The following is a 24654-nucleotide window of genomic DNA, read 5'->3' on the forward strand; positions in this document are numbered from 1 at the left end:
GAACGTGACGTGCAGCGGTTAGTCCTGCGTTGCGTTCGGACCAGAGGTCCTCAACCTATAAATAAATCACGAGCACGCAACCCTAGGCCGAGGGCCTCCGGCCCGAACGTGACGTGCAGCGGTTAGTCCTGCGTTGCGTTCGGACCAGAGGTCCTCAACCTATAAATAAATCACGAGCACGCAACCCTAGGCCGAGGGCCTCTGGCCCGAACGTGACGCGCGGCGGCTATTTCTGCGTTGCGTTCGGACCAGAGGTCCTCGACCTATAAATAATTCGCGAGCACGCAACCCTAGGCCGAGGGCCTCCGGTTCGAACGTGACGCGCGGCGGCTAGTGCTGCATTGCGTTCGGACCAGAGGTCCTCGACCTATAAATAATTCGCGAGCACGCAACCCTAGGCCGAGGGCCTCCGGCCCGAACGTGACGCGCGGCGGTTAGTTCCGCGTTGCGTTCGGACCATAGGTCCTCGACCCAGAGCAATGCCCCCCGCCCAGCGAGCAAAACCCGGCACCCGCCCCGATAGCTACCAAGGTACCCACCGATGGTATCTTTAGATGTACGAGCACCAAATAGCCACGTACCAAAATCAAAAGGCCCCCACCCGGCATAACCAGGTGGGGGCTAATTCAATAGTTAAAAACAATCTTTAAGCACCGACGACCTCACCCCGTACGGGCTGCTCGATCGACTCGGCTTTAGCCTTGCCACCGTCAACCTGCGCGTGCATGGATTCCATGTCGATCACGTGGCGAAACTCATGATCCGCTGAATTCTCCTTCAGGGTTGCCATGACTTCATTGATCTCCTCCATTTTGATCATCTTGATCTGCGGGCGAATACCGTGCTTCGCGCAGAGGTCGACAACTTCTTGTGTATCCTTCACGCCACCGATCAACGAACCCGCAATCTGGATGCGGTTGAAGACCAAGTCCGCCGGAACGAATTCGGGGATGGAGATGAAGTTACCCACGATGACGATCGTCGAGTTTTTCTTCATCACGGAAATGAACGGAGCCGGGTCGAAGGGGTAGGGGATGGTGTTGATCATCAGGTCTACGCTCATTGCGTGTTCCGTCATCGCGTCTTCGTCGCTGGTCACGACCACTTCGTCGGCACCGAGTTTCAGAATATCCGCCCGCTTACTTTCGTGGCCGGTGAAGGCGATTACCTTAGCGCCCAGCGCCCTACCGAGTTGCACGGCCATGTGTCCGAGCCCGCCGATGCCAGCTACGCCGAGGGTCTGGCCTTTTTGCAGGTTCCAGTGTTTCATGGGCGAGTAGGTGGTGACGCCGGCGCACATGATCGGTCCGCCGTATTCCGGCTCCAGACCGGCGGGGATGGTGATGGCGAATTCTTCCCGTACGACCATGTGGGTGGTGTAGCCGCCGTAGGTGTTCGTCCCGTCCGGTTTTGTGGGGCCGTTGTAGGTTAGCGTGGCACCTTTGGGTCCGATGCAGTATTGCTCTTCATCGCTCTGACAATGCTCGCACGTCTGGCAGCTGTTGACCATGCAGCCTACGCCGATGTGGTCGCCGACCTTGAATTTGGTGACGCCAGCGCCGACGGAAGTAACGCGGCCGATGATCTCGTGGCCCGGAACGGAGGGGAAAACGGTGTTGCCCCAGTCGTCATTGACCTGGTGCACGTCCGAGTGGCAAACGCCACAGTGGGTCACCTTGAAGCCGATCTCGCCCGCTTGCGGGTCCGGCCGTTCGAAGGTGACGGGAACTAAATCTTTCTTAGCGGCGGTAGCGCCGTATCCGTGAACTTTCATAGTGTGTTTGTTTACTTGGGTACGTGACTATTAGGAGATTATCTCCTAGTGAAGTTAGGCCCTAGTGATTGCGAAGTCGCAGTAACTTCTTCCTAACGGAAGGCGTAATCCGCTCGCTTTGTTCCCTTTATGACCCATCGATAAGAAGATTGAGTGATAATTCCAGTGTTTCTGTTCTAATCCATTATCCCTGCACCCGCGACCGCGCCCAAAGTCGAGATTCCCCGGTCGTTCATCGACGAATACCCCCCACAACCCAAAAGTCAGAACCCAAAGCCCGCCCCACAAGTTATCTTCACCTTATGACCTACGAAAACTTCACCACCAAAGCCCAGGAGGCCATCATCCAAGCCCAGAAGATCGCCAAAGAAATGGACCAGCAACAGGTGGACACGCCCCACCTGATTGCCGGTATCATGACCGTCGATGAATCCGTCGCGGACTTCATCTTTAAGAAAGTAGGCGTCGATAGCGATGCCGTCCGCAGAGAAGTAAAAGCGGCACTGAAGGACTACCCCAAAGTAGAAGGCTCTACCAAGCAATACCTCAGCAACGACGCGAACCGTGCGCTGGCGAAGTCGAAAAAGATGCTGATTGACTTTGGCGATCAGTACATTTCCATCGAACTGATGCTCCTCGGCATCATCCAGGGCGCTTCCGATAAAGGCGCGCGCATCCTGAAGGAACTCGGCGTCACGAACGACGGCATCCGCACCGCCATCGAAGAATTACGCAAGGGCAAAACCGTCACCGAACCCAACACGGACAACACCTACAACCTCCTCGAAAAATACACGATGAACCTCAACGAGCGCGCCGAAAGCGGTAAGCTCGACCCCATCGTCGGACGGGATGAGGAGATTCGCCGCTTGCTGCAAATCCTGAGTCGGCGCAAGAAAAATAACCCGCTCCTGATTGGTGAGCCGGGCGTTGGCAAAACCGCCATTGTCGAAGGCATCGCTTGGCGGATCGTCAAGGGCGACGTGCCGGAATCGCTGGCCGACAAGAAGATCTTCGTGCTCGATATCGCCGGGATGCTGGCCGGTGCGAAGTATAAAGGAGACTTCGAAGAACGCCTCAAGGGCATCATCAAGGAAGTGAACGACTCCAACGGTCGCTACATCCTTTTCGTCGACGAAATTCACACCCTGATCGGTGCCGGCGGTGGCAACGGCGCGATGGACGCCGCCAACATCCTCAAGCCCGCCCTCGCCCGCGGGGAACTCCGCACGATCGGCGCGACGACGCTCGACGAGTACCAGAAATACTTCGAGAAAGACAAGGCGCTCGTTCGCCGTTTCCAGACCGTCCGCATCGAGGAGCCGAGCGTCGAAGACACGATATCCATCCTCCGCGGTCTCCAGGAACGCTACGAAGTATATCACAAGATCGAGATCCTCGACGAAGCTCTCGTGGCCGCCGCCGAGCTTTCCAACCGCTACATCTCCGACCGCTTTCTGCCCGACAAAGCTATCGACCTCATGGACGAAGCCGCCAGCCGGCTACGGTTGGAACTCGACAGCGTCCCCGAAGAGATCGACCAAGCCGACCGCGCCGTCCGCCAACTCGAAATCGAGCGGGAAGCCATCAAACGCGAGGGCAGCGCACCAAAATTAAAGATTGCCGAACAGCAAATCGCCAACGCCCGCGAACAGCGCGATTCCCTCCGCGCCCGCTGGATGAACGAGAAAAACCTCGTCGACAACAGCCAGGACCTCAAGAAGAAAATGGAGGAACTGGAGCACCTCGCCGAGCAGGCCGAACGGGCCAGTGATTTTGAGACCGTCGCTAAAATCCGCTACGGTCACCTCGCCGACCTCCGCGCCCAGATCGCCACGGCTGAACAGGAGCTCGAAGAACTACCCGACGAAAAACGCTTCACGAACGAAGAAGTCACCGCCAACGACATTGCCGAAGTAGTGGGTCGCTGGACGGGTATTCCGGTGCAACGAATGCTACAATCCGAGCGGGATAAGTTATTGAAACTGGAGGACGAACTCCACAAGCGCTTGATCGGTCAGAATGAAGCCGTCCGCGCCGTAGCCGACGCCGTGCGCCGTAGCCGCGCTGGGTTGCAGGATGAGAACCGCCCCATCGGCAGTTTCATCTTCCTCGGCTCAACCGGTGTCGGTAAAACGGAACTAGCCAAGGCTTTGGCCGAAGTGCTGTTTAACGACGAGCAAGCGATCACCCGGATCGACATGAGTGAATATCAGGAGCGCCACACGGTCAGCCGCCTCGTCGGCGCGCCTCCGGGATACGTCGGGTACGACGAAGGTGGGCAACTCACTGAAGCCGTCCGCCAGCGCCCCTACTCGATCGTCCTGCTGGATGAGATCGAAAAAGCCCACCCGGACACCTTCAACATCCTCCTACAAGTACTCGATGATGGCCGTTTGACGGACAACCGGGGCCGCGTCGCCAACTTCAAGAACACCATTATCATCATGACCTCCAACATGGGGTCGGACAAGATATTGGAGAACTTCGAAGATCTGGCCAGCGTCGGACCGGAGCATCGAGAAGACATCATCGCCACCACGCGCGAAGAAGTATTCGAAACGCTGAAAGAGGAACTCCGTCCGGAATTTCTGAACCGGATCGACGAGCGGATCATGTTCTTACCCCTGGACCGCAATGAGATCAAGCAAATCGCCCGCCTCCTACTGCGCAAGATCGAAAAGATGCTCGCCAAGCAGGGGATGGTCCTCAAGATCAGCGACCGCGCCCTGGACTGGTTGGCCGACCGGGGTTACGACCCCCAGTTTGGTGCCCGTCCGATGAAGCGGGTGTTGCAGTCCGACCTGTCGGATGAACTTTCCAAAGACTTGATTTCTAACAAGTTTATCGCCGGTGATACGATCTATACGGACGTTGAGAAAGGGGACGCGTTGACTGGGAAAGGTGAAGGAAAGTTGGTGTTTAGTAAAACCCCCTTCCCCGCGCAGGAGCCTTCTCCGGAAGTTGATGCGGAAGCTGCGGCTGAAGCTAAAGCCGTGCTGGCGGAAAAAGCCAAGGCTAAGGCTGCTACTGAGGAAGAAGCTTCTCCTGGTCGCAAGCGTAGCCGCCGGGGGAAATCTAAATCCGCTCCGGAAGAGTCAGAACCAGAGCAGAAGGAAAAGGAAGAAGATATTGCCGAGTTGAAGAAAGCGACCCAGGATTTGCTGGACGCTACGGACGAACTGAAGAAAGGTTGAGGGCATCCTGCCCGAAAGTACCGGCGGTAGCACAGCCGTTCGGGCGGGATATTCTCAACCTTTAGATGATGTAACAGTGGCAGCGCTACCGCACGAGCGTTCGGGCAGGATGCCCTCAACCTTTAGATGGGCACTACTTTTCGTTGGACTAGTTCGTCAAGTTTTTCATATCGTGTCGGATACGCAGCCGCAAAATTATCAGCGTGTGTGTGGTAAAGTACGTTAGTCAGTGCGCTGAGGTCTAGTTCTGGCAATCCGATAAATTCCTTCAGCGCCGTCTCAGAAAACTGCGTGATTGCCTCGATCTCCGAGTAAGTAAGTGCCGTTTCCGCCATCACCTCCGCCAACTTCGGTTCCGTATAAAAAAGTGCCCGGCTGTATTCGTACAGACCCAAGTGCAGATACTTCCGCGGCTCGATCACCGAGCGGAGGAAGATATTCAAAGTCCAGATAATCGCGCCATCTTCCGTATGCAGCTCGCTGCTGTGTAGTACTTCGTGCAGCGGGGTAGGAAAGCGGTGGCGGTAAAAAATGATTGTATCGAAGTGCTCCAGCAGAAACTCGGGCCGGTGGTAGGTAATCGTAGCGGCCGAGGCGGCGACCATGATGCGGACGTCCTCGGGAAACTCGTCGATGGCCTGCCCGTGTAGGTAAGTGCCTTCCTTGATCATGAAAGTCCGGCGGCGGAATTCACGTTTACCCGCTACGTCCAGCTTGCGGTAGAGGTCAAACCGGTCCAGGAGCGAGGCCAGCTCCGTCGGTAAGTCGGGCGGGTTGCGCTGCCACCACCACCACATGATTTGTGGGGAGAGGGAGTAGACACCTGCGGCGGCGACGGCGGGGAGGAGCATCAGGGCGGAGTATACCTCGTTGGTGGAGACGGTCAGGAGGATGCCCATGGCAATTAGGGCGGCGCAGCTTAGGTAGGTTGCTCTTACGGGATTCACTTTTGGGTCTTTGGTATAGGGTCTGTAGTCTGAGGTCTAGAGTCTTCGGTCTGTAGTAGGTGGTGATGTGGAGTAGTTCGTGATGGTTAGTACAAATTTTAGTCCCGTAAACTAGCGAACCAGCATTTGAATAGTGCGGAATAGTTAGATCAGTAGGGCACAAATTACGCGCTAGGGAAACTTTTCCATCAGCTAACTAATTGTGTATCCACGGGTTGAAACCCGGCAGCGTTAAAAGAACCGGCGAAAGCTTGCAACATTGCCGGCTCCCGTCGTAGATTTGCAGCGCTTTAGTAGGAATGCCTGCTTTGCAAGTTATTTCGATACTGACGTATTCTTTTTTAATAGGTCATCATCGGAGGAGCTGAGGTTTAGATATTTTCCGCGCTTCACGGTTAGGCTGGAAAATATGACCGAAGGGAGAATTTTACGGGCTAACCGTGAAGCTACCAGCGGAAAATTCTAAATCTCAGACAACAACCAGGGTGCAGTAGCTCAGTTGGTAGAGCAATGGACTGAAAATCCATGTGTCGGCGGTTCGATTCCGCCCTACACCACTTCTAGGGAAGTTCTTTTGGCTTGCGAGCTAGAGGAACTACTTAAGATCAAATTCTACATGATCAACTTTATTCATCATCATCACGCTACACAAACTTGCCACGTCGGCGAGCGGTAGTTGGGTGGATGGCGTAGTTGTTCCGCAAAATTATCCTCGAGGTCCGTTGGCATGTTGCCGGCGGACCTTTTTTTTGTTTCTCGCTCCGCGGGTTGCCGGAGGAGGTGGGAAGAGGGGAAAAGAGGTGGAAGAAGTGGTGTAGTGTAATCGCTCTCTGCTCTGCGCTCTTTCTAGTTAACCTTGCACCCGTCCCGACTTAGTCGGGACGCCATATTTATTACCCCGATAAACTGAAAATCTTTACTTGTATGTCTACCCCCAAACTTAGGATTGCCGTCCAAAAATCCGGTCGCTTGCTCGATGAATCCATTCAACTACTAAAGGAATGTGGCATTCGCATCGATAACGGCCGCGACCAGCTCAAGGCGTCCGCGCGCAATTTTCCCGTTGAAGTATTGTACCTCCGCAACAGCGATATTCCGCAGTACATCCAGGACGGAGTGGCTGACATCGGCATTATCGGGGAGAATACGGTGATTGAGAAAAATAAGGACGTTCGTGTGGTTCAGCAACTCGGGTTCAGTAAGTGTCGTCTGAGCCTGGCGACGCCAAAGGGGGAGCAATACGACGGCCCCAAGAGTCTCAACGGCAAGCGGATCGCGACGAGCTACCCCATTAGCCTGCAACAATTTTTGGATCGGGAAGGCATTACAGCGGAGATCCACGAAATCTCCGGCTCCGTAGAGATTGCCCCCAATATCGGCTTAGCCGACGCCATCTGCGACCTCGTTTCTACCGGTTCGACCTTATTCAAGAATGGACTGGAGGAGCAAGACATCGTCTTAAAATCCGAAGCTGTCGTCGCCGCCAGCCCGAAGATCGACGCTGAGCGGCAGGCTATTCTGGACAAATTATTGTTCCGGGTAAAGTCCGTCCTCGCTGCCAAAAACAAGAAATATCTGTTGATGAACGTCCCGACGGATAAGGTTAGTGAGGTAACCAATCTTCTTCCGGGGATGCGTTCTCCGACCGTTCTGCCGCTCGTAGAAGAAGGTTGGAGCAGTGTGCATACGGTGATTGCCGAAGATAAGTTTTGGGATATTATTGACCAGTTACGGACTACCGGCGCGGAGGGGATTTTGATTGTTCCTATTGATAAGATGATTTTGTAAACGGAAATAGCTCAACCGTATTTACACCTCTGATGAACTTTTTATCTGCACTTCGTGGCAGATAAAAAGATACATCCGAGGAGAAATACTTTAATCTTGGAGACCATGAATATTTACGATAATCCGTCCCGGAGCGACTGGGCCGAGCTTACTAAACGGCCGGCTAAGGACCTCACCAGCTTGCGCACCAGCGTCAGCGCCATCATGGAAAACGTGCGCGCTAATGGAGATGCGGCGATTAAGGAATTGACGGCGAAATTTGACGGCATCGAGCTGCAATCTATCCAAGTCGATCAACAGGTCATCGACGCAGCCGGGGAGAAGTTGGATCCAAAGTTGCGCGAAGCTATTCGGCTTGCTAAAAGTAACATCGAGCGGTTTCACCTCGCTCAAAGAAGTAGAATAGACGAGATCGAAACCATGCCCGGCGTCACTTGCTGGCGGGAGGCCCGGCCGATTCAGAAGGTCGGTTTGTACATCCCCGGCGGCACGGCACCGCTGTTTTCCACAGTTTTAATGCTCGCCACGCCGGCCCATATTGCTGGGTGTGAGGAAGTCGTTTTGTGCTCCCCGCCCAATCGAGAAACGGGTGAGATTCATCCGGCTGTCCTTTATACAGCAGGTCTTTGCGGCGTAACGAAAGTCTTTCGCGTCGGCGGCGCACAAGCCATCGCGGCCATGACGTACGGCACCGAATCCGTTCCGAGCGTCTACAAATTATTCGGCCCGGGCAACGCTTACGTGACGGTCGCCAAGCAACTCGCGCAACTGGACGGATTAGCGATCGACATGCCCGCGGGACCGAGTGAAGTCTTAGTTTGCGCGGACGCAGGTGCCGGGAAAGAAGCCGTAGCGGCCGACCTCCTCGCCCAGGCCGAACACGGGGCGGATAGCCAGGTGGTGCTCGTCGTGGGTACGGAAGAGCAGGCGAATACGATCAAACAAGAAGTCGATCGGCAACTGGCCGACCTTCCCCGCAAGGAGATGGCTGGCAAAAGCATCGACAACAGCTTCATTTTAGTGTTACCCGAGCGGCAAGACCAACTGGATTACATCAACGAGTACGCTCCGGAACACCTCATTCTCAGTATGGCCGAACCACGGAAATTTGCTGCCGGTATTAAAAACGCCGGCTCCATTTTCCTCGGTTACCACACTCCGGAATCCGTCGGCGACTACGCTTCCGGCACGAACCACACCTTACCGACTTACGGCTACGCCCGGAATTACAGCGGCGTGAGCCTGGATAGTTTTGTGAAGCAGATCACGTTTCAGGAGCTGACGCGGGCGGGTCTGGAGCAGCTCGGCCCGGCCGTCATGTTGATGGCGGAGGCGGAGGAGTTGGTGGGGCACGGGCGGGCGGTGTCGGTGCGGCTGGGGCAACCTAGCTGAAGGAAGATTCGTTACCTTTAATTACAAATACTTAGTCATGAGTGTCGCGGAAAGAAAGGCGGTTATTTACGATAAACTAGATCGGGTTCCCGAATCTGCGATGGAAGCTGTTGAGAACCTACTGGACATATTTATCGGTGCTGTATCTACGGAGGATCACGCTAACCCGACCGATCTGTCGGATTGGGGAGTGGGCGAGGAAAATTTAGCCGAAGCGCTGCGAAAGTCAGAACAGGATTTTGAGGCTACCGGAGGAATCCCCGCCGAAGTGGTAAACCAGAAAATTGAGAAATGGCTGGACCAATCAAATTAAGGTATTCCAAGGTAGCAGACAAAGGCCTTGATGGAATAATACATTTCTATCTGACCAATTCGGGAAAGAAATCCGCCACGGAATTCTTCGGAAAGTACCGTAAAAAGATAAATCAGTTGGAGACAATGCCCCGAATGGGATCTCCACTCATCTTGCGTAGTCAACCTGAGAAATCTGGACTGAGGTATTTGCTGATCGGTAAGAGCTGTCGAATCGTGTATTCTTACAGTCAGGTTGAAAAGCTACTAATGATCCACGTTGTCGTGCACCCAAGAATTAGCGAATCTACGTTAGTCGGTCTATTGGAAGAGGAATAAACTTAGCAGCTAAGCATTAAAACAATCATGAGCAAGCAAACCCCCACCGGCCAACCGGAAATGTTCGCCAAAGTACTGGTAGATAAAGGCAAGTGAGCGATCGTTAAACTCGATCCGCTTCTCCTCTCCTTACCATCAACTTAACTATTCATGACCAATACACTCATTAACTGGACGCCAGCCAAAATCACCGCCCTAGTCCGCCCCAATTTACTCCAGCTAAAACCCTACTCCAGCGCCCGCGCCGAATTCAAAGGCCCCGCCGAAGTACTCCTCGACGCCAACGAAAGCCCCTGGGAAACCGGTCGCAACCGGTACCCCGACCCCCAATCCACCGAGCTCCGGAAAGCTTTCGGTAAACTCCGTGGCTTCAATCCGGATCAAATCGTTTGGGGCAACGGCTCGGACGAACTCGTCGACCAAATCACCCGGATTTTCTGTAATGCGGGAGACGCCGTCCACGCCCTGCCGCCCACCTTCGGGATGTATAAAGTTGCAGCCGGGATTGCCGATGCGGAGTTCCGAGCAACGACGCTAACCGAGAATTTCACCATCCCGGTCGAAGAACTGAAAGCGAGCTGGGATAAGAAGAGCAAAGTGCTCTGGCTCTGTAGCCCCAACAACCCGAGCGGAAACGCCATTGACGGAGAAGTGCTGGAAGATCTGATCCGCAGCTTCCCCGGAATCGTCGTGCTGGATGAAGCGTACATTGACTTCGTACCGGAATTAAGCTTCGTATCCAGACTCGAAAAATTTCCAAATCTCATCATCACCCAGACCCTAAGCAAAGGGTGGGGCATGGCCGGTATTCGTTGTGGCGCCGCCTTCGCTTCGCCCTTCATCATCCGGATGTTGAATACGATCAAGATGCCTTACAACATCAATGTCTTGACGACCGGCGTCGCGCTGGAGATGCTAAGTAAGCCAGCGGAGATGGAACAGAAGGTGGCTACAATGATCTCCGAGCGGAAGCGGTTGGAACGGGGATTATGGGAGATGGACCTAGTTGAACACGTCTTTCCTTCCGTGACGAATTTTATGTTGGTTCGGTTCAAAGACTCCGCCAAGGTGTACCAGCATTTACTGGATAAAGCCATCGTCGTTCGTAACCAGGCTTACCAGCCGAACGCGGAGAATTGCTTGCGCATCACGGCGGGTTTGAGTGAAGAGAACGATCGCTTACTGGCGGCGCTGCGGGAGTTGTAATTTTGCGGCTCCATTCCTATCTACCCGGCATCTGCGCTAGCGCATAAATATTCCAATGAAAAAGATTCTCTTCCTCGACCGCGACGGCACCCTCATCCTCGAACCCGCCGATTACCAGGTCGACCACGTGGACAAACTCAATTTCTACCCCGGCGTCTTCCGCTGGCTCGGGCGGATCGTCCGGGAACTGGATTACGAGCTAGTAATGGTGACGAATCAGGACGGGTTGGGAACGGAGAGCTACCCGGAAACGAATTTCTGGCCGACGCACAACGCCATGCTTCGCGCCCTCGAAGCGGAAGGCATCACTTTTTCCGAGCAGATCATCGACCGCACCTTCGCCGCCGACAATCAGCCGACGCGCAAGCCGGGAACCAAACTCGTCGAGCACTACCTGACCGACGATTACGATCTAGCGAATAGCTACGTCGTCGGTGATCGGCTGACGGATATTCAATTAGCCAAGAATATGGGGGCAAAAGGTATCTGGATCGCTACCGATCCCGAACTCGGCGTCGAAGAACTCAACGCCGATCAGCTTGCAGGCCTCACCGAAACCATCGCTCTACGTACCACCGACTGGGAAGATATTTATCGTCTTTTACGCCTAGAATCCCGCACTGCCAGCGTCCGGCGCACCACCAAGGAAACCGACATCCAAATCGAACTGGACCTCGACGGCACCGGCAAAACCGACATGGAAACCGGCCTCGGCTTTTTCGACCACATGCTCGACCAGCTCGGCCGCCACTCCGGTTGTGACTTAAAAGTCCACGTAAAAGGCGATCTCCACATCGACGAGCACCACACGATCGAAGATACCGCCATTGCCCTCGGCGAAGCCTTCGCCACCGCGCTGGGCGACAAACTCGGCATCGAACGCTACGGCTTCAACCTAGTGATGGACGAGTCTACAGTCGACGTCCGCCTCGACTTCGGCGGCCGCCCCTGGCTTGTCTGGGATTGTGACTACAAACGCGAAAAGATCGGCGATATGCCGACGGAGATGTTCCACCACTTCTTCAAGTCCTTCAGCGATGGGGCTAAGTGTAACCTGGCGATTAAGGCGGAGGGGCAGAATGAGCATCATATGATTGAAGCGACATTTAAAGCATTAGCTAAGTCTATTAAAATGGCCAAGCGCCGGGATGTTGATAATATGCGGTTGCCTTCGACTAAGGGATTACTGTAGCTGGAGTTTGGAGTATAGACCGTGCTTCGCACTGAAAGAGTAAAGAATAAAGACGGCTCCGAACTCGGTTTATTGTTATCGATTTTAATCGGACTAAATCCAAATATTTACCGGCCAACTAAAAAGTCATAACTCTATTCTCTTTATTCTTTCCTCTATACTCCCTTCCCAAATGGTCGCAGTAATCAACTACAACGCTGGCAACATTCGCTCCGTCCTCTACGCCCTCGAACGCATTGGCGTCGAGCACGTACTGACGGACGATCACGACGTGATTCGCAAGGCGGATAAAGTAATCTTCCCGGGTGTCGGCGCGGCAGCGAGTACGATGAAGCACCTCAACGAAACGGGCCTGACGGAGTTAATTCGTTCGCTTAAACAACCCGTTTTCGGTATCTGTGTCGGAATGCAATTATTGTGCAGCCACAGTGAAGAAGGTGACGTGGACTGTATCGGCGTTTTCCCCGAAAAGGTAAAACGCTTCCGGCCGGAGAATGGGGATAAGGTGCCGCACATGGGCTGGAATACCGTGCGGCTGAACGAACGCAACGATTGGGTTAGCCCTGAAATAGACGGGGAATACTGTTATTACGTCCACAGCTATTACGTGGAGGCGGGCTCGGATACGGTGGCGACGACAGAGTATTGCGGGAAGGAATACGCGTCGATGATGCGGCGGGGGAACTTTTACGCGGCGCAGTTTCATCCGGAGAAATCCGCTGGGGTGGGGGAGCGGATTTTGCGGGATTTTTTGGGGGTTTGAGTTACAATTAAATATCAACCATGAATAAGTATATCTCAGAGTTAATAAGCCGCATTCCGAAGGACATGAACGACTTCATTGCCGATGGTTTGGATGACGCCTACACTGAAAAGGACGTTGCCAAATGTATAGTCATTTTACGTGATTACTTGCAGGAAATAAAGACAGCTCAATCGCAGGATCAAGCTATGGAGACCGTCAAGGTTGCGGTCCTGAAGTTAAATGATTTGAATGATGCGTGCCAGGGCGCGTTGATCGAGACTGGCCAGCGTGAAGATATTGCTGAATTACTACAAGCCGCATTCGTCGAAAAAGGATTCACCGTTCCCCCATCGGGTGATATTACGGAGGATTACCGGGACTGGTGATGCTAAGTAATTTACGCTGGCCCCTTTGCCAAAGCATCTAGCACATCTTTGTGCGATTCCATTATTTCTGAAGCGATTCGATCAAACTCATGATCGGTCAGTTCTAAATCCTCACGCGTTGGACCATTCGGAAATTTAGCTAAGCGGCGGGAAATATCTTTACGCACGATTTCTTCTAAGGTTGTGACTATGTCGGGATACTGTAATCTCATTTTGTTTAGGTCCATCCGGTATAAGTATTTCACGTGAAACAGTTTCACGAAGTTAATTAGTTGCTCACTATTGTAAAGTAGGGTGAATTCTATCGGTTTTGGGCGCGGTCGCGGGTGCAATGGAATCGGGAAAAGAGCAAAGATTCAAACAAAACAAAGAACTTTGTAAAATAAAGTAAACCCTTTCCGTTCCCGTTCCTTTAGTAAACACACCATCCCCCCCGAAACCGAGTGCGTAACCTATTCATCTTTGCTACCCTGCTACTTTTTGTGGCCTGTACCGCCTACCAACCCATCGCCCAGGTCACGAACGTGAACGGTGACCTCTGGAAAACGCGCGTCCTGCCCGCCAGCCCGCAGGATACGACCGGCGACCCAGCCGCGGGCTTCGACTATTTGCTGCACGGCGATTACATCGGCAGCGGCGTCCCCATCGAAATCATGCGCAGCGCCGCCAAGCGGATGACCAAGGAGCAACCTTACGATCGGGACTCTCTGAACCAGGGCATTCCCTACAACATGACCGCTTTCGTATCCGCCAACGGCTCGGAGATCGTTAACGGAAACTGCTTTACCTGCCACGCGGGGCACGTGGATGATCAGTTGGTAATCGGACTAGGGGAGAGCTTTTCGGACTACGAAAGCAGCATGGTCCTGGCAGGTAAAGGCATGCGGATCGGGATGGCACTGAAGTACAACAAGAAAAAAGACAAGGTCGTCGAAGCGTGGGAAGACTTCGGCAACTACTTTCAAGTAATGGCCCCCCGCATCAAGACCAACCAACCCGGTGCCAACCCCGCCTTCCGCCTGGCCGAAGCCTGCATGATGCACCGCGACCCGGACGATCTGACCTTTACCGAGGAGCCACAGTTTGAGATGTGGGACTACAACATCGCCACCGACACCCCGCCGCTCTGGCAGGTGAAGAAAAAGAATACGCTCTACTATACGGGAATCGGACGGGGGAGTATGCCCAAGTTGCTACTGCAGGCTAGCGTACTGGGCGTGCCGGACAGTAGCCAATCCCGCCAGTCCGTCAATGCTTTTAAGGACGTGTACGCTTGGTTACTCGAGTTGGAATCGCCCCCGTTTCCCCGGGAGGTGGACCAACCACTCGCCGCGGCGGGCGAGCCGATTTTCGGGAAAAAGTGCGCCGGCTGCCACGGTACTTACGGGGCTACGGACGACGAAGATACTTACCCCAACAAGGTCGTCAACCTTGACGTGATTAAGACTGACCGGCTGTATTCCGACTACATCCAACAGTCCGGTATCGTAGACTGGTACAACAAAAGTTGGTTCGCCACGTCGGAACCGAAATCCGCCTTCACCCCCAACCAGGGCTACGTAGCACCACCGCTCGACGGCGTCTGGGCGAGTGCACCTTATTTCCACAACGGATCCGTTCCTAACCTTTACGAAGTACTTAACTCCGAAGCCCGCACCGAGCGGTGGACGCGCACGGGTGACGCCAAAGACGTTGACTGGGACAAGATGGGCTGGAACTACGACCCCGAACCGAAGAACAAGAAATGGACTTTCGACACCACGCTGCCGGGTTTTAGCAACGTCGGGCATTACTTCGGAGATAAGCTGACCGACGAGGAACGCTGGGCGGTGGTGGAGTACTTGAAGACACTATAAAGGGAGCCGCGGTGGTTACAAAATCCTTCCGGGTGGTGCCCCCGGCACACTGCTTCTCCCTCAGAAACCCGGCACCCGCGACTGCGCCCCAAAGTGGAAAATTTGGGGGACAATCGAGCTCTTCGGAATCATTTTCGGCAAATGCGACCGTAACCCATATAATTCCCCGTAAAACACCCGCCCCATCGCTTACCTTAGCGGCTAGTAAGAAACCGACTAGACACGCCACGCAACATGGGAGAAGAAAGAGTAAACGTACCCACCGAAAAAAGCCGCGCAGAGTTTACGCGCCATCTACTCCAGGACGTGCAAGCGTTGGAATACATGCTGAAAAATGAGTGGTTCGAAACGGATACAATCCGGATCGGTGCCGAGCAGGAAATGTGCCTGGTGGATTCGAAAACCTTAAAGCCGACGCCTAAGAACATCAACGTGCTCAATCGCCTCAAGGACCACTCCTGGGCGACGACGGAGATCGCCCGGTTCAACCTCGAAAGTAACCTCAGCCCCCAGGAATTTACGGGTCACGCCCTGCGGCTCATGGAAACGGAGAACCGCTACCAACTCGACGCGATCAGTAAATCAGCGAAGCAGAGCAATGCCAAAGTGGTCCTGACGGGTATTCTACCCACGCTGCGTAAGTTCGACCTGAGCCTGGAGAACCTGACGCCCAAACCCCGCTACCGCGCCCTGATCGACGCGATTACCGCTCTCCAAAAATCCGACCGGGGCTTCGAACTACGGCTTTCCGGCATCGACGAGTTAAGAATTCGCCACGATAGTCCCCTGATGGAAGCTTGTAACACCAGCTACCAAGTTCACCTGCAAGTGACGCCGAAAACCTTCGCGCCACTGTACAACATTGCCCAGGCCATCACCGCCCCGATCCTGGGCATGGCGGCCAACAGCCCGCTGGTCTTCGGCAAGCGCCTTTGGCACGAGAGCAGGATCGCGCTTTTCCAACAATCCCTCGACGTCCGCACCAGCCAGGATCATCTTCGCCAGGCGGAACCTCGGGTAAGCTTCGGTAACGACTGGCTGGATTGTAGCATCATGGAGATCTACAAAGAGGATATCGCACGTTACCGTGTTCTCCTTGGTGACCACATCGAGGAAAATAGCCTGGAAGCGGTTGGGAAAAAGGAAGTACCTAAACTCCGTGCCCTACAAATCCACAACGGCACCGTCTACCGCTGGAACCGCCCCTGCTACGGCATCAGCGATAATGGCATGCCTCACCTGCGGATCGAAGCACGGGTGATCCCCGCCGGCCCGACCGTACTGGACCAAATGGCCAACGCTGCTTTCTGGCTGGGCTCCGTGGTCGGAATGGCCCACGAATTTAAAGATATTCGCGAGCACATGAGCTTCGCGGACGTGAAAGACAACTTCGTCAAGGCCGCACAATTCGGTATGGACACCCAGTTCACCTGGTTCGACAACGAGAAAATCTCTTGTTGCGACCTGGTATTACACAAATTGCTGCCTATCGCTCGGAAAGGTCTCCAACTACAGGGGATCGTACAGGAGGACATCGACCGTTACCTCGGCGTTATCCAGGCCCGGGCCGAAGCCAAGCAAAATGGTGCGCGTTGGTTGCTCAAAGCGTACACCCAACTGGATACCCAAGTTAACCAGGATGAAGGCCTGACGGTGATCACCTCCACGATGATTAAGCACCAGATGTCGGAAAAGCCGGTACACACCTGGCCCATGCCCAAAGCGGAGGACCTGAAAGCGTACAAACCGGTCGGCTTGCGCATTGAAGAATTTATGGAAACGGACCTTTTCACCGTGCACGAAGACGATCTGATCGACTTGGTCTCCGACCTGATGGACTGGCGCAAGCTGCGCTACGTCCCAGTCGAAGACGGCGACGGCCACCTGACCGGCTTGATCACCACGCGCAGACTACTGCGCTACTACACGCACAAAGACCGCCCGGACTCGCCGGAAGGAAAGTACCTGACCGTAAAGGACCTCATGATCCCCAACCCGGCCACGATCTCCCCGCAGCACACGATGAAGGAGGCGATGTACGTCATGCGCGGAGAAAAACTAGGGTGCCTGCCCGTGCTGAAGGACAAAGAACTCGTGGGCATCATTACCGAAATGGACTTTCTACGCGTAAGTGGCCGGCTGATCGAGCGGCTGAAATAGGGAACAAAGCAGGATTTCGTTGCGCTTAAGGAAGCAGCCGACCCGGCGCCATTACTGACTTTGTGCGGGGTGGTGACGCACTGGCCTAACCTGATAAACCCCAACCCATGGAAACTTGGCTAACCGCCCCCTGGCCCGAAATCTGGAAGACGGCCGCTTCTACCGTACTGATCATGTGCGCCCTATTGGTGATCGTGCGCGTGTACGGACTACGTTCTTTTGCTAAGATGTCGAGCGTTGACTTTGCCTCCACGGTCGCAACTGGATCCATCCTGGCGACCGTAGTGATGAATACGGGACAATCCCTGCTGAAGGGAGCCATCGCGGTAATTGTAGTGATTGGCTTTCAACAATTTTTTTCCTGGCTCAAACGTAAATCCGACACGATTGAGGAATTAACGGAGAATAGCCCGAAGTACCTGATGATCGGTACGGAGATTATTGAAGAGAACATGGCCTCCAGTGGGGTAACCCACAGCGACCTCATGGCCAAATTGCGGGAGGCCAACGTGCTCAGTTTAACTAACGTAAAGGCGGTTATCTTCGAAACCACCGGCGACATCAGCGTGCTGCACGGTGAGGGGAGCAGTACCGTTGATGAAGAAATCTTGAGTGGCGTGGAGCGGTAAAAGCGGTGCCCGAGCGACAACGTGGCCGGGGCTCGGGTTCGTAGCGGTGATAAAATATCCTGCCCCGGACTAATACTCAAACGATAACTTCTCCGCCGGGAAGCCAAATAGGTTTTCGTCTTTGATCAAGCGCGCCACTTTTTCCGGGACCTGCTTCTCCCAGCCTTCGTCACCGGACTCGATGGCGTGCAGCACGTCGCGGGAGTAAATACTGAGGTTGGCGGTGTGCGCGTCGGTGATGTCGACGATCTGGCCGCTGTCGAGCAGGTGCTTGTAGAGAAACTTTACGCCTTCGGGGATGGGTACGTTCTGGGCCGTCATCAAATCGGCGGAGCCTTCCTGCTGAGCGGGGTAAACGTAAATTTTGACGTTGCGGGTAAAGATCTCGCCGAAGGAAGCCAGCAGGCGGCCGTCCTGATTGTGGTTGAATTTTTCGCTGATGAGTTGCAGTAGTTCGTTGACGCCGAGCACGATGCCGACGGGCGACACCTTGTAGTTGTTGAGGTAATCGATCAGGTCGCCGTAGCGGTGGTAGTTAGAGATGATCACCGTGTGGCCCATCGCGTTGAGTAACCGGGCGCGGTGCAGGTAGTCGCGGACGTTAAGCTCGGTGCTTTCCTGCAGGTTATCCAGCGTCAGTTCCGTCAGCAAGAAGCTTTTGGCGGGGTCGATGTGCTCCCCTTCGCGGAACTGTTTGTAGCCGGCGCGGATCATGTCTTCGTTCACGAGCGTGATCGGGCGGAAACTGCCGCGCACGACCATTACCGCCTTCCGGTACAGAAATTCGCTAGCGTGAATGCTGCGTCCGGCGGGGTTAAACATCGTGATGTCCGTCAGCCCGTGCTTGACGAGCCAGAGACTAAGTAGCCGGTTATCAACCGGAAACTCGGGGCCTTCCAGCACGATCATGTCGATCGCAACGCGGCCTTTCAGTCCGTCGAGTAAGCTCTGGACCAGCGTCTCCGGGTCCTCGTGGTAATTGAACGCACCGTAAATCATGTTGACGCCCAGGATGCCGATCGCCTGTTGTTGCAGCTGGTTGTCGTTGTCCAGCATCCGCACGTGCAGCAACAAATCGTTGTGCGTGCCCGCCGCCGGGTCGAGTTGAAAACGGAGGCCCAGCCAGCCGTTGCCCCGGATGGTTCGGCTGTAATTGATGGCCGCCACGGTGTCGGCAAAAACGAAGAAGGTGGAATCCGGCCGGTCGTGGCGCAGGCGCTCCACCATCAGGTTGTATTCGTGGTCAACCATCTTGTGGATGCGGCTTTCGCAGACGTAACGGCCGGTGGGTTCGACGCCGTAGATCTGGTCGGAATATACCTTGTCGTAGGCGCTCATCGTCTTGGCGATCGTCCCGGCAGCGGCTCCGACCTGGAAGAAATAGCGGGCTACTTCCTGGCCGGCCCCGATCTCGGCGAAGGTGCCGTAGATGTGGGGATTTAGGTTTATTTCTAGGGCTTTTTGGTCGGTTTCTAGGAGTTGGCGGGCCATGGGTGGTCTGTGGTCTATAGTCTGTGGTCTGCTATTTTTGGCGTGGCCGCAGGTGCAAGGGAGGTGGGGAAGGAACGGTTAGACATCTGATGAACTTTTAACTTACTCCGCTGCGCTACGTAAGCCAAAAGATACATCCGATGACAACCACTCGGACAGTGAAGATAATTTAATTGCTATTGATTTACCCACTAGTTTGAATTGTCATCGGATGTGTTTTTTGAAACCGATGCGAAGCGATGGTTGCAAAAACTCATCAGATGTCTAATTCAAACGGGAGTAGGCTTCACCAACCCGTTTTATAGTATCGTAAATATCCCGGTAAGGTTTGCCGAGGGCGCTTTCGTAGCTGGAGCCATTGTAACGGAAGTCCGACTGGGTAGAGCGGTGCGTCTCCCGGGTGATGATGGGTTTCTGCCCGGTAACCATCGTGCGGACTTTGTCGACCGGCCAGAGGAAGGCGGATTGCCAGGCGGGCATCGAGCGGGTGGGCGGCGCGGCACCGATGCTGGCGGCGGACCGTTCGAGGAAGTCTTTCCAGGTCAGGTTAGCGGCGTTGAGGAGAAGACGTTGACCGTCTTCCCGTTGATCGGCTAGGTAGAGAATGGCGTCCACTACGTCGTGTACGGCCACGAAGCCGGCGCGGCCGGTGGGGTAGAAGCCCCGTTCCTTGGCGGCGTGGCGCCAGAGGCTGGGCGTGTTGGACCCATTAAAATCTCCCGGGCCGATGATGGTACTGGGGTAGACGACGCTGACGGATAATCCCTCCGCCTGCCCCCGCCAAATTTCGCGCTCGGCGTCGAATTTACTCTCGGCGTAGGCGGAGTTGGGCCGCTCGGCCGGCCACCGGTCCGCGAGGGTGACGACGGGTCCGTCGGGCGCACGATTCAGCACGGAAACGGAGCTGACGTAGACGACGTGCCGCACCCCGGCTTCCAGGGCGGCGTTGACGACGTTGGCCGTCCCTTCGCCGTTGACGAGCAGTAATTCATCGCGGTCCTCGTACTGAAAACTTACCTTGGCAGCGGCATGGATGACGGTGGTGATGCCAGTAAAGGCTTCGACCAGGCTTTCCGGGTCGTTCACATCTCCGGGCACCCAATCTATGCTCTTTTCCCCTTCACCGTGCACCTGCGACCGCGCCCTACTTAGTTGGGGCGATAGCGCTCGCCGGGACAGTGCCTGAAACGGGATATTGCGATTCTGTAATTCACGCGTAAGGTGTTGGCCGAGAAAGCCGGTGGCGCCGGTTAGAAGGAGCATACGTTGCGGGGGTTCAGATCAGTCTTCCGATGTGGCAAAGTTACGGTAGTAAGCGTATGCAGGCCAGGCTAAAGCGCCCGGTACATGATCAAGGTATCGACGTAGCCCAGTTGCGCGTGCCGAAACCCGTTCGGCGTCCGCCCCACGATTTCGAAGCCAAATTTTTCCCACAGCCTAACTGCCCCGGTATTGGTGCTCACCACGAAGTTGAATTGCATCCCCAGAAACCCCGCCGCCCTGGCGTAGTCCAAAGAGTGTGTGCAAAGCGCCCCGCCAACGCCCCGTCCGCGCGCCCGTGAACTAACCATGTAGCCACAATTCGCGACGTGGTCACCGAGCCCGGGCTGGTTAGCTTTCAGGATGTAGGTACCCAGGATTATCCCATCTTCCTCCGCGACGAACGTGGTGATGTAATCGGCGAACCACAGCGTAGCGAACGCTTCTCGCGACGTATCCGGCGCGAAGGCGTAAGTGTCGCCGCCGGCGATCACCTCGGAAAAGATGGCCCAGACAGCAGGATGGTCGGCGGCGGTCGCAATGCGAATAGTCATGATTCTGTGCTGGTTAAGCTTTGAACTCTAAGAGATAATCCCGCACCAATCGATCAAAATCCGGCCCTTCCCCAAAGTGAAAGCGCACGGCTAGCGGCAGCACAAAAATCGGCAGCTTTTCTTCCGCGATGAACGCCTCGTGGAGTTCCAGCCGAGTAGCATCTTTTTCCGTCGTAACGATCGCCTTGTGGCCGTCTGGCATGGCGTGGAAGCGAGATTTTAGCGTAGCTAAATCGCGGCGGTCGAAGTAGTGGTGGTCCTCGAATTCCAAGCTTTGCACGTGCGGGCTCTGGTTCTTGAGGTGGTCGATTAAATAATCCGTGTTTGCAATGGCGGAGATGAGCAGCATCTTCACGCCCTCGTCCATTTTGAGGCGGTAGCGGTGGTCGAGCAGGTAATAGGGCGCGGCATAGTCGTAGTAGCTGAAGAAGACGCGCTGGTGGGGGAGGGGATTAATTTCCGCGACGAGGGCGTCGGCGGCGGCGCGGTCGAGAACTTTGGGGCATTTTGAGACAATAATGACGTCCGCCCGCTCGGCTCCGGACCGCCATTCGCGCAAACGACCGCTGGGCAGCAAATAATCGCGCGTGTAGGGCTTACTGAATTCGGTAAGTAAAATATTCAGCCCGGGCTTGACGGCGCGGTGCTGAAAGGCATCGTCGAGCAGCACCAACTGCGTCTCCGGCCGCCGTCCCATGAGCTCGGGGATGGCGAAGGCGCGCTCCTCGGCGACGGTCACCATCACTTCGGGAAATTTGCGGGCGTACTGTAAAGGCTCGTCGCCCACCTGCTCGGCGTTCATATTCGCGGTCACTTCCAGGAACCCCCGCGTCTTACGCCGGTAGCCCCGGCTGAGTGTAGCGAGGTTCAGGTAGGGATCCAGCCCCCGGATCAGGTATTCGATGTGCGGCGTCTTGCCCGCCCCGCCCACGCTGAGGTTGCCAACCGAGATGACGGGAACGGAGAAGGAGATTGATTTTTGGATGCGTTGCCGGTAGGTCCAGTTGCGAAAGCCTACGCCCAGTCCGTAGAGGAGGGAGAAGGGGGATAGGAGGGCTTTGGCGATGGTGGATTGGACCATTTTTGGTCTGGGGTCTTTTGGTCTAGGGTCTCTGGTCTGTGGTTAGCAAGATACGTGCCAGAGCAATGCTGATGGAATTATTGGACGTAATGAGAACCCAGGGCACGGATCGTCTATGACGAACCCACATCCCGGGCTAACTGGTCTATCTTTTCAGGTGATACGTAAACTAATGAATGCCTTGAAAGGGTAAACTAGCTAGCTAAGGGTACGGAGTCGGCCGACGGGTCGCTCCGTGCCCTAGGTATTTTTTATTACAATCTAATATGAACGTTCACCATCCGGCGGTTTATACCCCAACAAAAACACCATGCACCCGATCGGATTATGCTTACTACTGGGTTTCGTAACCAGTCTGGCGACCGCCCAGCCCGCACCTTTCGTCGACGTGCTGCACGCCGAGCACCCGGGGGCGTACTACGACGAACAGGCAGCCGGTTGGCGGCAAGAAACGGAGGGCGACTGCGCCGCCGTCGATGCCTGGTACCAGTACTATAAGGCGGCCCTTTACAGCAATCGCTTCGGCACCGGCACCTACGGGCTCCCCGCAATTTTGGCCGCCGCGGAGGATCAACTTCCGGAGAACAGCCACTACCGCCACTACCTCCGCTTCGCCGCCGACAAACGACCCACGGAACGGTGGACGGAACTGCTGCGCGCCTACGCGCTCGACCCCGACTGGCCGGAAGCCTGGCCGGCCATGGCCGCCTACTACGAAGTTACCGGAGCGCCGGATAAGCGCGACGCCGTGCTCCAGCAATTGCACGCCACCGACCCCATTCCCACCGGCCTGATGGATTATAACTACAACCAACTCATGTCCGCCCCCGAAAAAGGTATTCTGCTCACGGCCGGGGATGCCGACACGTACCCGAGTTGGCTACTGCAAACTACTTTTGGGGTCCGGCCGGACGTGTTGGTGCTGAACGTGGCGCTGCTGGTCGCTTACCCGGATTTTCGCCAAGCTACTTTTGAACGCCTGAGTGTACTACCGGGCGCGGCGGGGGAAGTCACGGGGTTAGACCTGGTGAACCAACTGAGCAAGCAGGACCGCCCGCTTTGCCTCGCCGCCACGAACGACCGATTGATCCAGGAACTACCGAAAGACAAACTCTATCTTACCGGCCTCACCTTCCGGTACAGCGACGTTGCGGTCGTCAGCGACTGGTCCCGCACCACCACCCTACAACGAAAATGGCGACTGGAACGCCTCCTGCAACCCCTGGACAACTCCCCCGCCCAGGCCGTCGCCGACCGACTCAACCAAAATTACTTGCCCGCCCTGCTGGACGTTTTTGTCGCCGAGGCCAGGTTGAGTCGTCTTCTCCCCGGCATCCAGGTGAGGGACCTGATCGAAACCATCGCCCGCCGCGCGGGGCGGGAAATTGACGTGATAGAGTACTTGAATTCGTTGGAAGAACCCCAACTGGCCAGCGCGAAACCGGGGGTTACGGCGAAGGAGATCGACAAAAACCTCAGCTTTATCCCGTCAAAAATACTGGCGATCAACACCATGCAGGGCGAAAGTGAAGCGTGGGTCGATACTGCCTACCTGCCCGCTTTCCACGCGCAAGAAACCGAGGTCTCTAACGCCGATTACCAACTGTTCCTCCAGGACCTCCTTCGCCAGCGTAAGTTTAATTACATCGACTCCGCCGAGGTCGCCAAAACCGACTGGCTGGCCTTGTTACCCGATAGCGTTCGCAACTGGCCGCCGGACGTCCTCTACCAAGCCGGTCGTCCGGATGCCGGCAATCACCCCATCGTGAATATCTCTCACCGGGCGGCCGAGTTGTACGCGCTCTGGCTTACGCAAGCGTACAACGCCGACCCGGCCGCAAAACGCCGCGTCAATTTTCGCCTGTCGACGGCGCGGGAGTTTGAACACGCCGCCCGTGGTGGCCAGCGTTATGCCCCCTACCCCTGGGGCGGTCCCTACGTGCGTAATGCCGCCGGCTGCTGGCTGGCCAACACGAATACGCTGTTGTGGGAGCTCGATGGGAAGTCAAAAGATTACCGCGGCATCGCCGGGCGGGAAACCGAGGAAGAAGCGAACGCCGCCAACGATCGCCCCGGTACTCGATTTGCGAGGCGCTGGGCCAGGCTGAAGGCGAAGCGAGACTGCGCCGACAACGACGACGGCGCCTGGCTAACCACCGCTACGGGCACTTACTTTCCCAACGACTACGGCCTCTACAACATGAGTGGCAACGCCGCCGAAATGATCTCCGAACCCGGAAAAATAATGGGCGGCAGCTGGCTCGACCCGGCCGAAGACATGAAGATCGGTGTCCTGGTTGAGCGCGCCCAACCACACCCCAGCACCGGGTTCCGTCTCGTCATGGACGTAGTAAATTAGGGACGCC

The 24654-nt window shown here is 55.5% G+C and carries 20 protein-coding genes and 1 tRNA gene; 14 read left to right on the top strand and 7 right to left on the bottom strand.

Annotation, left to right across the window (positions count from 1 at the left end; all coding sequences use genetic code 11):
* Positions 1 to 646 precede the first annotated feature (646 nt).
* Entirely contained in the window at positions 647 to 1774 is a 1128-nt protein-coding gene (locus GGR27_RS12640; protein WP_168037839.1) for an NAD(P)-dependent alcohol dehydrogenase, read from the bottom strand.
* A 302-nt stretch (positions 1775 to 2076) separates the two neighbouring features.
* Here GGR27_RS12640 and GGR27_RS12645 point away from each other — a divergent pair, with 302 nt between their 5' ends.
* The gene (locus GGR27_RS12645) at positions 2077 to 4971 is read left to right on the top strand and encodes an ATP-dependent Clp protease ATP-binding subunit (RefSeq protein ID WP_168037841.1); all 2895 of its coding nucleotides are present in this window, start codon (positions 2077 to 2079) and stop codon (positions 4969 to 4971) included.
* A 122-nt stretch (positions 4972 to 5093) separates the two neighbouring features.
* Here the strand turns inward: GGR27_RS12645 and GGR27_RS12650 are convergent, their stop codons facing one another.
* Complete coding sequence (locus GGR27_RS12650) at positions 5094 to 5918, bottom strand: zinc-dependent peptidase (protein WP_168037843.1); 825 nt, start codon at positions 5916 to 5918, stop codon at positions 5094 to 5096.
* A 484-nt stretch (positions 5919 to 6402) separates the two neighbouring features.
* Here GGR27_RS12650 and GGR27_RS12655 point away from each other — a divergent pair.
* The 9 genes from GGR27_RS12655 to GGR27_RS12695 all read left to right on the top strand — a co-directional run bounded on the left by GGR27_RS12655 (position 6403) and on the right by GGR27_RS12695 (position 13257).
* A tRNA-Phe gene (locus tag GGR27_RS12655) sits at positions 6403 to 6475 on the top strand.
* A gap of 367 nt (positions 6476 to 6842) precedes the next feature.
* A complete protein-coding gene (hisG, locus tag GGR27_RS12660; RefSeq protein WP_168037845.1) occupies positions 6843 to 7706 on the top strand; it encodes an ATP phosphoribosyltransferase in 864 nt (287 codons plus the stop codon).
* A 105-nt stretch (positions 7707 to 7811) separates the two neighbouring features.
* Positions 7812 to 9098, top strand: coding sequence for a histidinol dehydrogenase (gene hisD / locus GGR27_RS12665; protein ID WP_168037847.1), 1287 nt, complete (start codon positions 7812 to 7814; stop codon positions 9096 to 9098).
* A gap of 37 nt (positions 9099 to 9135) precedes the next feature.
* Positions 9136 to 9411, top strand: a complete 276-nt coding sequence (locus tag GGR27_RS12670; RefSeq protein WP_168037849.1) for a hypothetical protein — start codon at positions 9136 to 9138, stop codon at positions 9409 to 9411.
* On the top strand, positions 9390 to 9728 hold the full coding sequence (locus GGR27_RS20600) for a type II toxin-antitoxin system RelE/ParE family toxin (protein ID WP_168037851.1): 339 nt from the start codon (positions 9390 to 9392) through the stop codon (positions 9726 to 9728). Before GGR27_RS12670 ends, GGR27_RS20600 begins: the two co-directional genes overlap by 22 nt.
* Positions 9729 to 9878: 150 nt before the next feature.
* A complete protein-coding gene (hisC, locus tag GGR27_RS12680) occupies positions 9879 to 10934 on the top strand; it encodes a histidinol-phosphate transaminase (protein ID WP_168037853.1) in 1056 nt (351 codons plus the stop codon).
* 55 nt (positions 10935 to 10989) lie between these two features.
* A complete protein-coding gene (hisB, locus tag GGR27_RS12685; RefSeq protein ID WP_168037855.1) occupies positions 10990 to 12126 on the top strand; it encodes a bifunctional histidinol-phosphatase/imidazoleglycerol-phosphate dehydratase HisB in 1137 nt (378 codons plus the stop codon).
* A gap of 172 nt (positions 12127 to 12298) precedes the next feature.
* Positions 12299 to 12889 carry an imidazole glycerol phosphate synthase subunit HisH gene (hisH, locus tag GGR27_RS12690; protein ID WP_168037857.1) on the top strand — a complete coding sequence of 197 codons (591 nt, stop codon included), beginning with the start codon at positions 12299 to 12301 and terminating at the stop codon, positions 12887 to 12889.
* A gap of 20 nt (positions 12890 to 12909) precedes the next feature.
* Positions 12910 to 13257 carry a hypothetical protein gene (locus tag GGR27_RS12695; RefSeq protein ID WP_168037859.1) on the top strand — a complete coding sequence of 116 codons (348 nt, stop codon included), beginning with the start codon at positions 12910 to 12912 and terminating at the stop codon, positions 13255 to 13257.
* Between the two features lie 11 nt (positions 13258 to 13268).
* Here the strand turns inward: GGR27_RS12695 and GGR27_RS12700 are convergent, their stop codons facing one another.
* Positions 13269 to 13484, bottom strand: a complete 216-nt coding sequence (locus GGR27_RS12700; RefSeq protein WP_168037860.1) for a hypothetical protein — start codon at positions 13482 to 13484, stop codon at positions 13269 to 13271.
* 216 nt (positions 13485 to 13700) lie between these two features.
* On the opposite strand from GGR27_RS12700, the gene GGR27_RS20455 reads away from it, so the two are divergent.
* From GGR27_RS20455 to GGR27_RS12715, 3 genes are all read left to right on the top strand, one after another.
* Positions 13701 to 15113 (top strand): c-type cytochrome, encoded by a 1413-nt coding sequence (locus tag GGR27_RS20455; protein WP_168037862.1) that lies wholly within the window; start codon positions 13701 to 13703, stop codon positions 15111 to 15113.
* Positions 15114 to 15347: 234 nt separating this feature from the next.
* Positions 15348 to 17273 (top strand): CBS domain-containing protein, encoded by a 1926-nt coding sequence (locus GGR27_RS12710; protein ID WP_168037869.1) that lies wholly within the window; start codon positions 15348 to 15350, stop codon positions 17271 to 17273.
* A 107-nt stretch (positions 17274 to 17380) separates the two neighbouring features.
* Entirely contained in the window at positions 17381 to 17902 is a 522-nt protein-coding gene (locus GGR27_RS12715) for a DUF421 domain-containing protein (protein WP_168037870.1), read from the top strand.
* A gap of 69 nt (positions 17903 to 17971) precedes the next feature.
* Here the strand turns inward: GGR27_RS12715 and GGR27_RS12720 are convergent, their stop codons facing one another.
* The 4 genes from GGR27_RS12720 to lpxK all read right to left on the bottom strand — a co-directional run bounded on the left by GGR27_RS12720 (position 17972) and on the right by lpxK (position 22288).
* Complete coding sequence (locus GGR27_RS12720) at positions 17972 to 19393, bottom strand: TonB-dependent receptor (RefSeq protein WP_168037871.1); 1422 nt, start codon at positions 19391 to 19393, stop codon at positions 17972 to 17974.
* A gap of 264 nt (positions 19394 to 19657) precedes the next feature.
* Positions 19658 to 20656: an NAD-dependent epimerase/dehydratase family protein gene (locus tag GGR27_RS12725; RefSeq protein WP_168037872.1), complete on the bottom strand. Its 999-nt coding sequence runs from the start codon at positions 20654 to 20656 to the stop codon at positions 19658 to 19660.
* Positions 20657 to 20724: 68 nt separating this feature from the next.
* Positions 20725 to 21207, bottom strand: coding sequence for a GNAT family N-acetyltransferase (locus GGR27_RS12730; RefSeq protein WP_168037874.1), 483 nt, complete (start codon positions 21205 to 21207; stop codon positions 20725 to 20727).
* A 13-nt stretch (positions 21208 to 21220) separates the two neighbouring features.
* Entirely contained in the window at positions 21221 to 22288 is a 1068-nt protein-coding gene (lpxK, locus tag GGR27_RS12735; RefSeq protein ID WP_168037876.1) for a tetraacyldisaccharide 4'-kinase, read from the bottom strand.
* 310 nt (positions 22289 to 22598) lie between these two features.
* Between lpxK and GGR27_RS12740 the strand changes: the two genes are divergently transcribed.
* The gene (locus tag GGR27_RS12740; protein ID WP_168037885.1) at positions 22599 to 24647 is read left to right on the top strand and encodes a formylglycine-generating enzyme family protein; all 2049 of its coding nucleotides are present in this window, start codon (positions 22599 to 22601) and stop codon (positions 24645 to 24647) included.
* The last annotated feature ends 7 nt before the right edge of the window (positions 24648 to 24654 follow it).

It is taken from the genome of Neolewinella antarctica, assembly GCF_011927835.1.
GTDB lineage: Bacteria > Bacteroidota > Bacteroidia > Chitinophagales > Saprospiraceae > Neolewinella > Neolewinella antarctica.

What these genes read in the sequence shown, in the direction of transcription:
- GGR27_RS12640 (WP_168037839.1), bottom strand. Translation starts at nt 1,774, where the DNA reads ATGAAAGTTCACGGATACGGCGCTACCGCCGCTAAGAAAGATTTAGTT.
- GGR27_RS12645 (WP_168037841.1), top strand. Translation starts at nt 2,077, where the DNA reads ATGACCTACGAAAACTTCACCACCAAAGCCCAGGAGGCCATCATCCAA.
- hisG (WP_168037845.1), top strand. Translation starts at nt 6,843, where the DNA reads ATGTCTACCCCCAAACTTAGGATTGCCGTCCAAAAATCCGGTCGCTTG.
- hisD (WP_168037847.1), top strand. Translation starts at nt 7,812, where the DNA reads ATGAATATTTACGATAATCCGTCCCGGAGCGACTGGGCCGAGCTTACT.
- GGR27_RS12670 (WP_168037849.1), top strand. Translation starts at nt 9,136, where the DNA reads ATGAGTGTCGCGGAAAGAAAGGCGGTTATTTACGATAAACTAGATCGG.
- GGR27_RS20600 (WP_168037851.1), top strand. Translation starts at nt 9,390, where the DNA reads ATGGCTGGACCAATCAAATTAAGGTATTCCAAGGTAGCAGACAAAGGC.
- hisC (WP_168037853.1), top strand. Translation starts at nt 9,879, where the DNA reads ATGACCAATACACTCATTAACTGGACGCCAGCCAAAATCACCGCCCTA.
- hisB (WP_168037855.1), top strand. Translation starts at nt 10,990, where the DNA reads ATGAAAAAGATTCTCTTCCTCGACCGCGACGGCACCCTCATCCTCGAA.
- hisH (WP_168037857.1), top strand. Translation starts at nt 12,299, where the DNA reads ATGGTCGCAGTAATCAACTACAACGCTGGCAACATTCGCTCCGTCCTC.
- GGR27_RS12695 (WP_168037859.1), top strand. Translation starts at nt 12,910, where the DNA reads ATGAATAAGTATATCTCAGAGTTAATAAGCCGCATTCCGAAGGACATG.
- GGR27_RS12700 (WP_168037860.1), bottom strand. Translation starts at nt 13,484, where the DNA reads ATGGACCTAAACAAAATGAGATTACAGTATCCCGACATAGTCACAACC.
- GGR27_RS12710 (WP_168037869.1), top strand. Translation starts at nt 15,348, where the DNA reads ATGGGAGAAGAAAGAGTAAACGTACCCACCGAAAAAAGCCGCGCAGAG.
- GGR27_RS12715 (WP_168037870.1), top strand. Translation starts at nt 17,381, where the DNA reads ATGGAAACTTGGCTAACCGCCCCCTGGCCCGAAATCTGGAAGACGGCC.
- GGR27_RS12720 (WP_168037871.1), bottom strand. Translation starts at nt 19,393, where the DNA reads ATGGCCCGCCAACTCCTAGAAACCGACCAAAAAGCCCTAGAAATAAAC.
- GGR27_RS12725 (WP_168037872.1), bottom strand. Translation starts at nt 20,656, where the DNA reads ATGCTCCTTCTAACCGGCGCCACCGGCTTTCTCGGCCAACACCTTACG.
- GGR27_RS12730 (WP_168037874.1), bottom strand. Translation starts at nt 21,207, where the DNA reads ATGACTATTCGCATTGCGACCGCCGCCGACCATCCTGCTGTCTGGGCC.
- lpxK (WP_168037876.1), bottom strand. Translation starts at nt 22,288, where the DNA reads ATGGTCCAATCCACCATCGCCAAAGCCCTCCTATCCCCCTTCTCCCTC.
- GGR27_RS12740 (WP_168037885.1), top strand. Translation starts at nt 22,599, where the DNA reads ATGCACCCGATCGGATTATGCTTACTACTGGGTTTCGTAACCAGTCTG.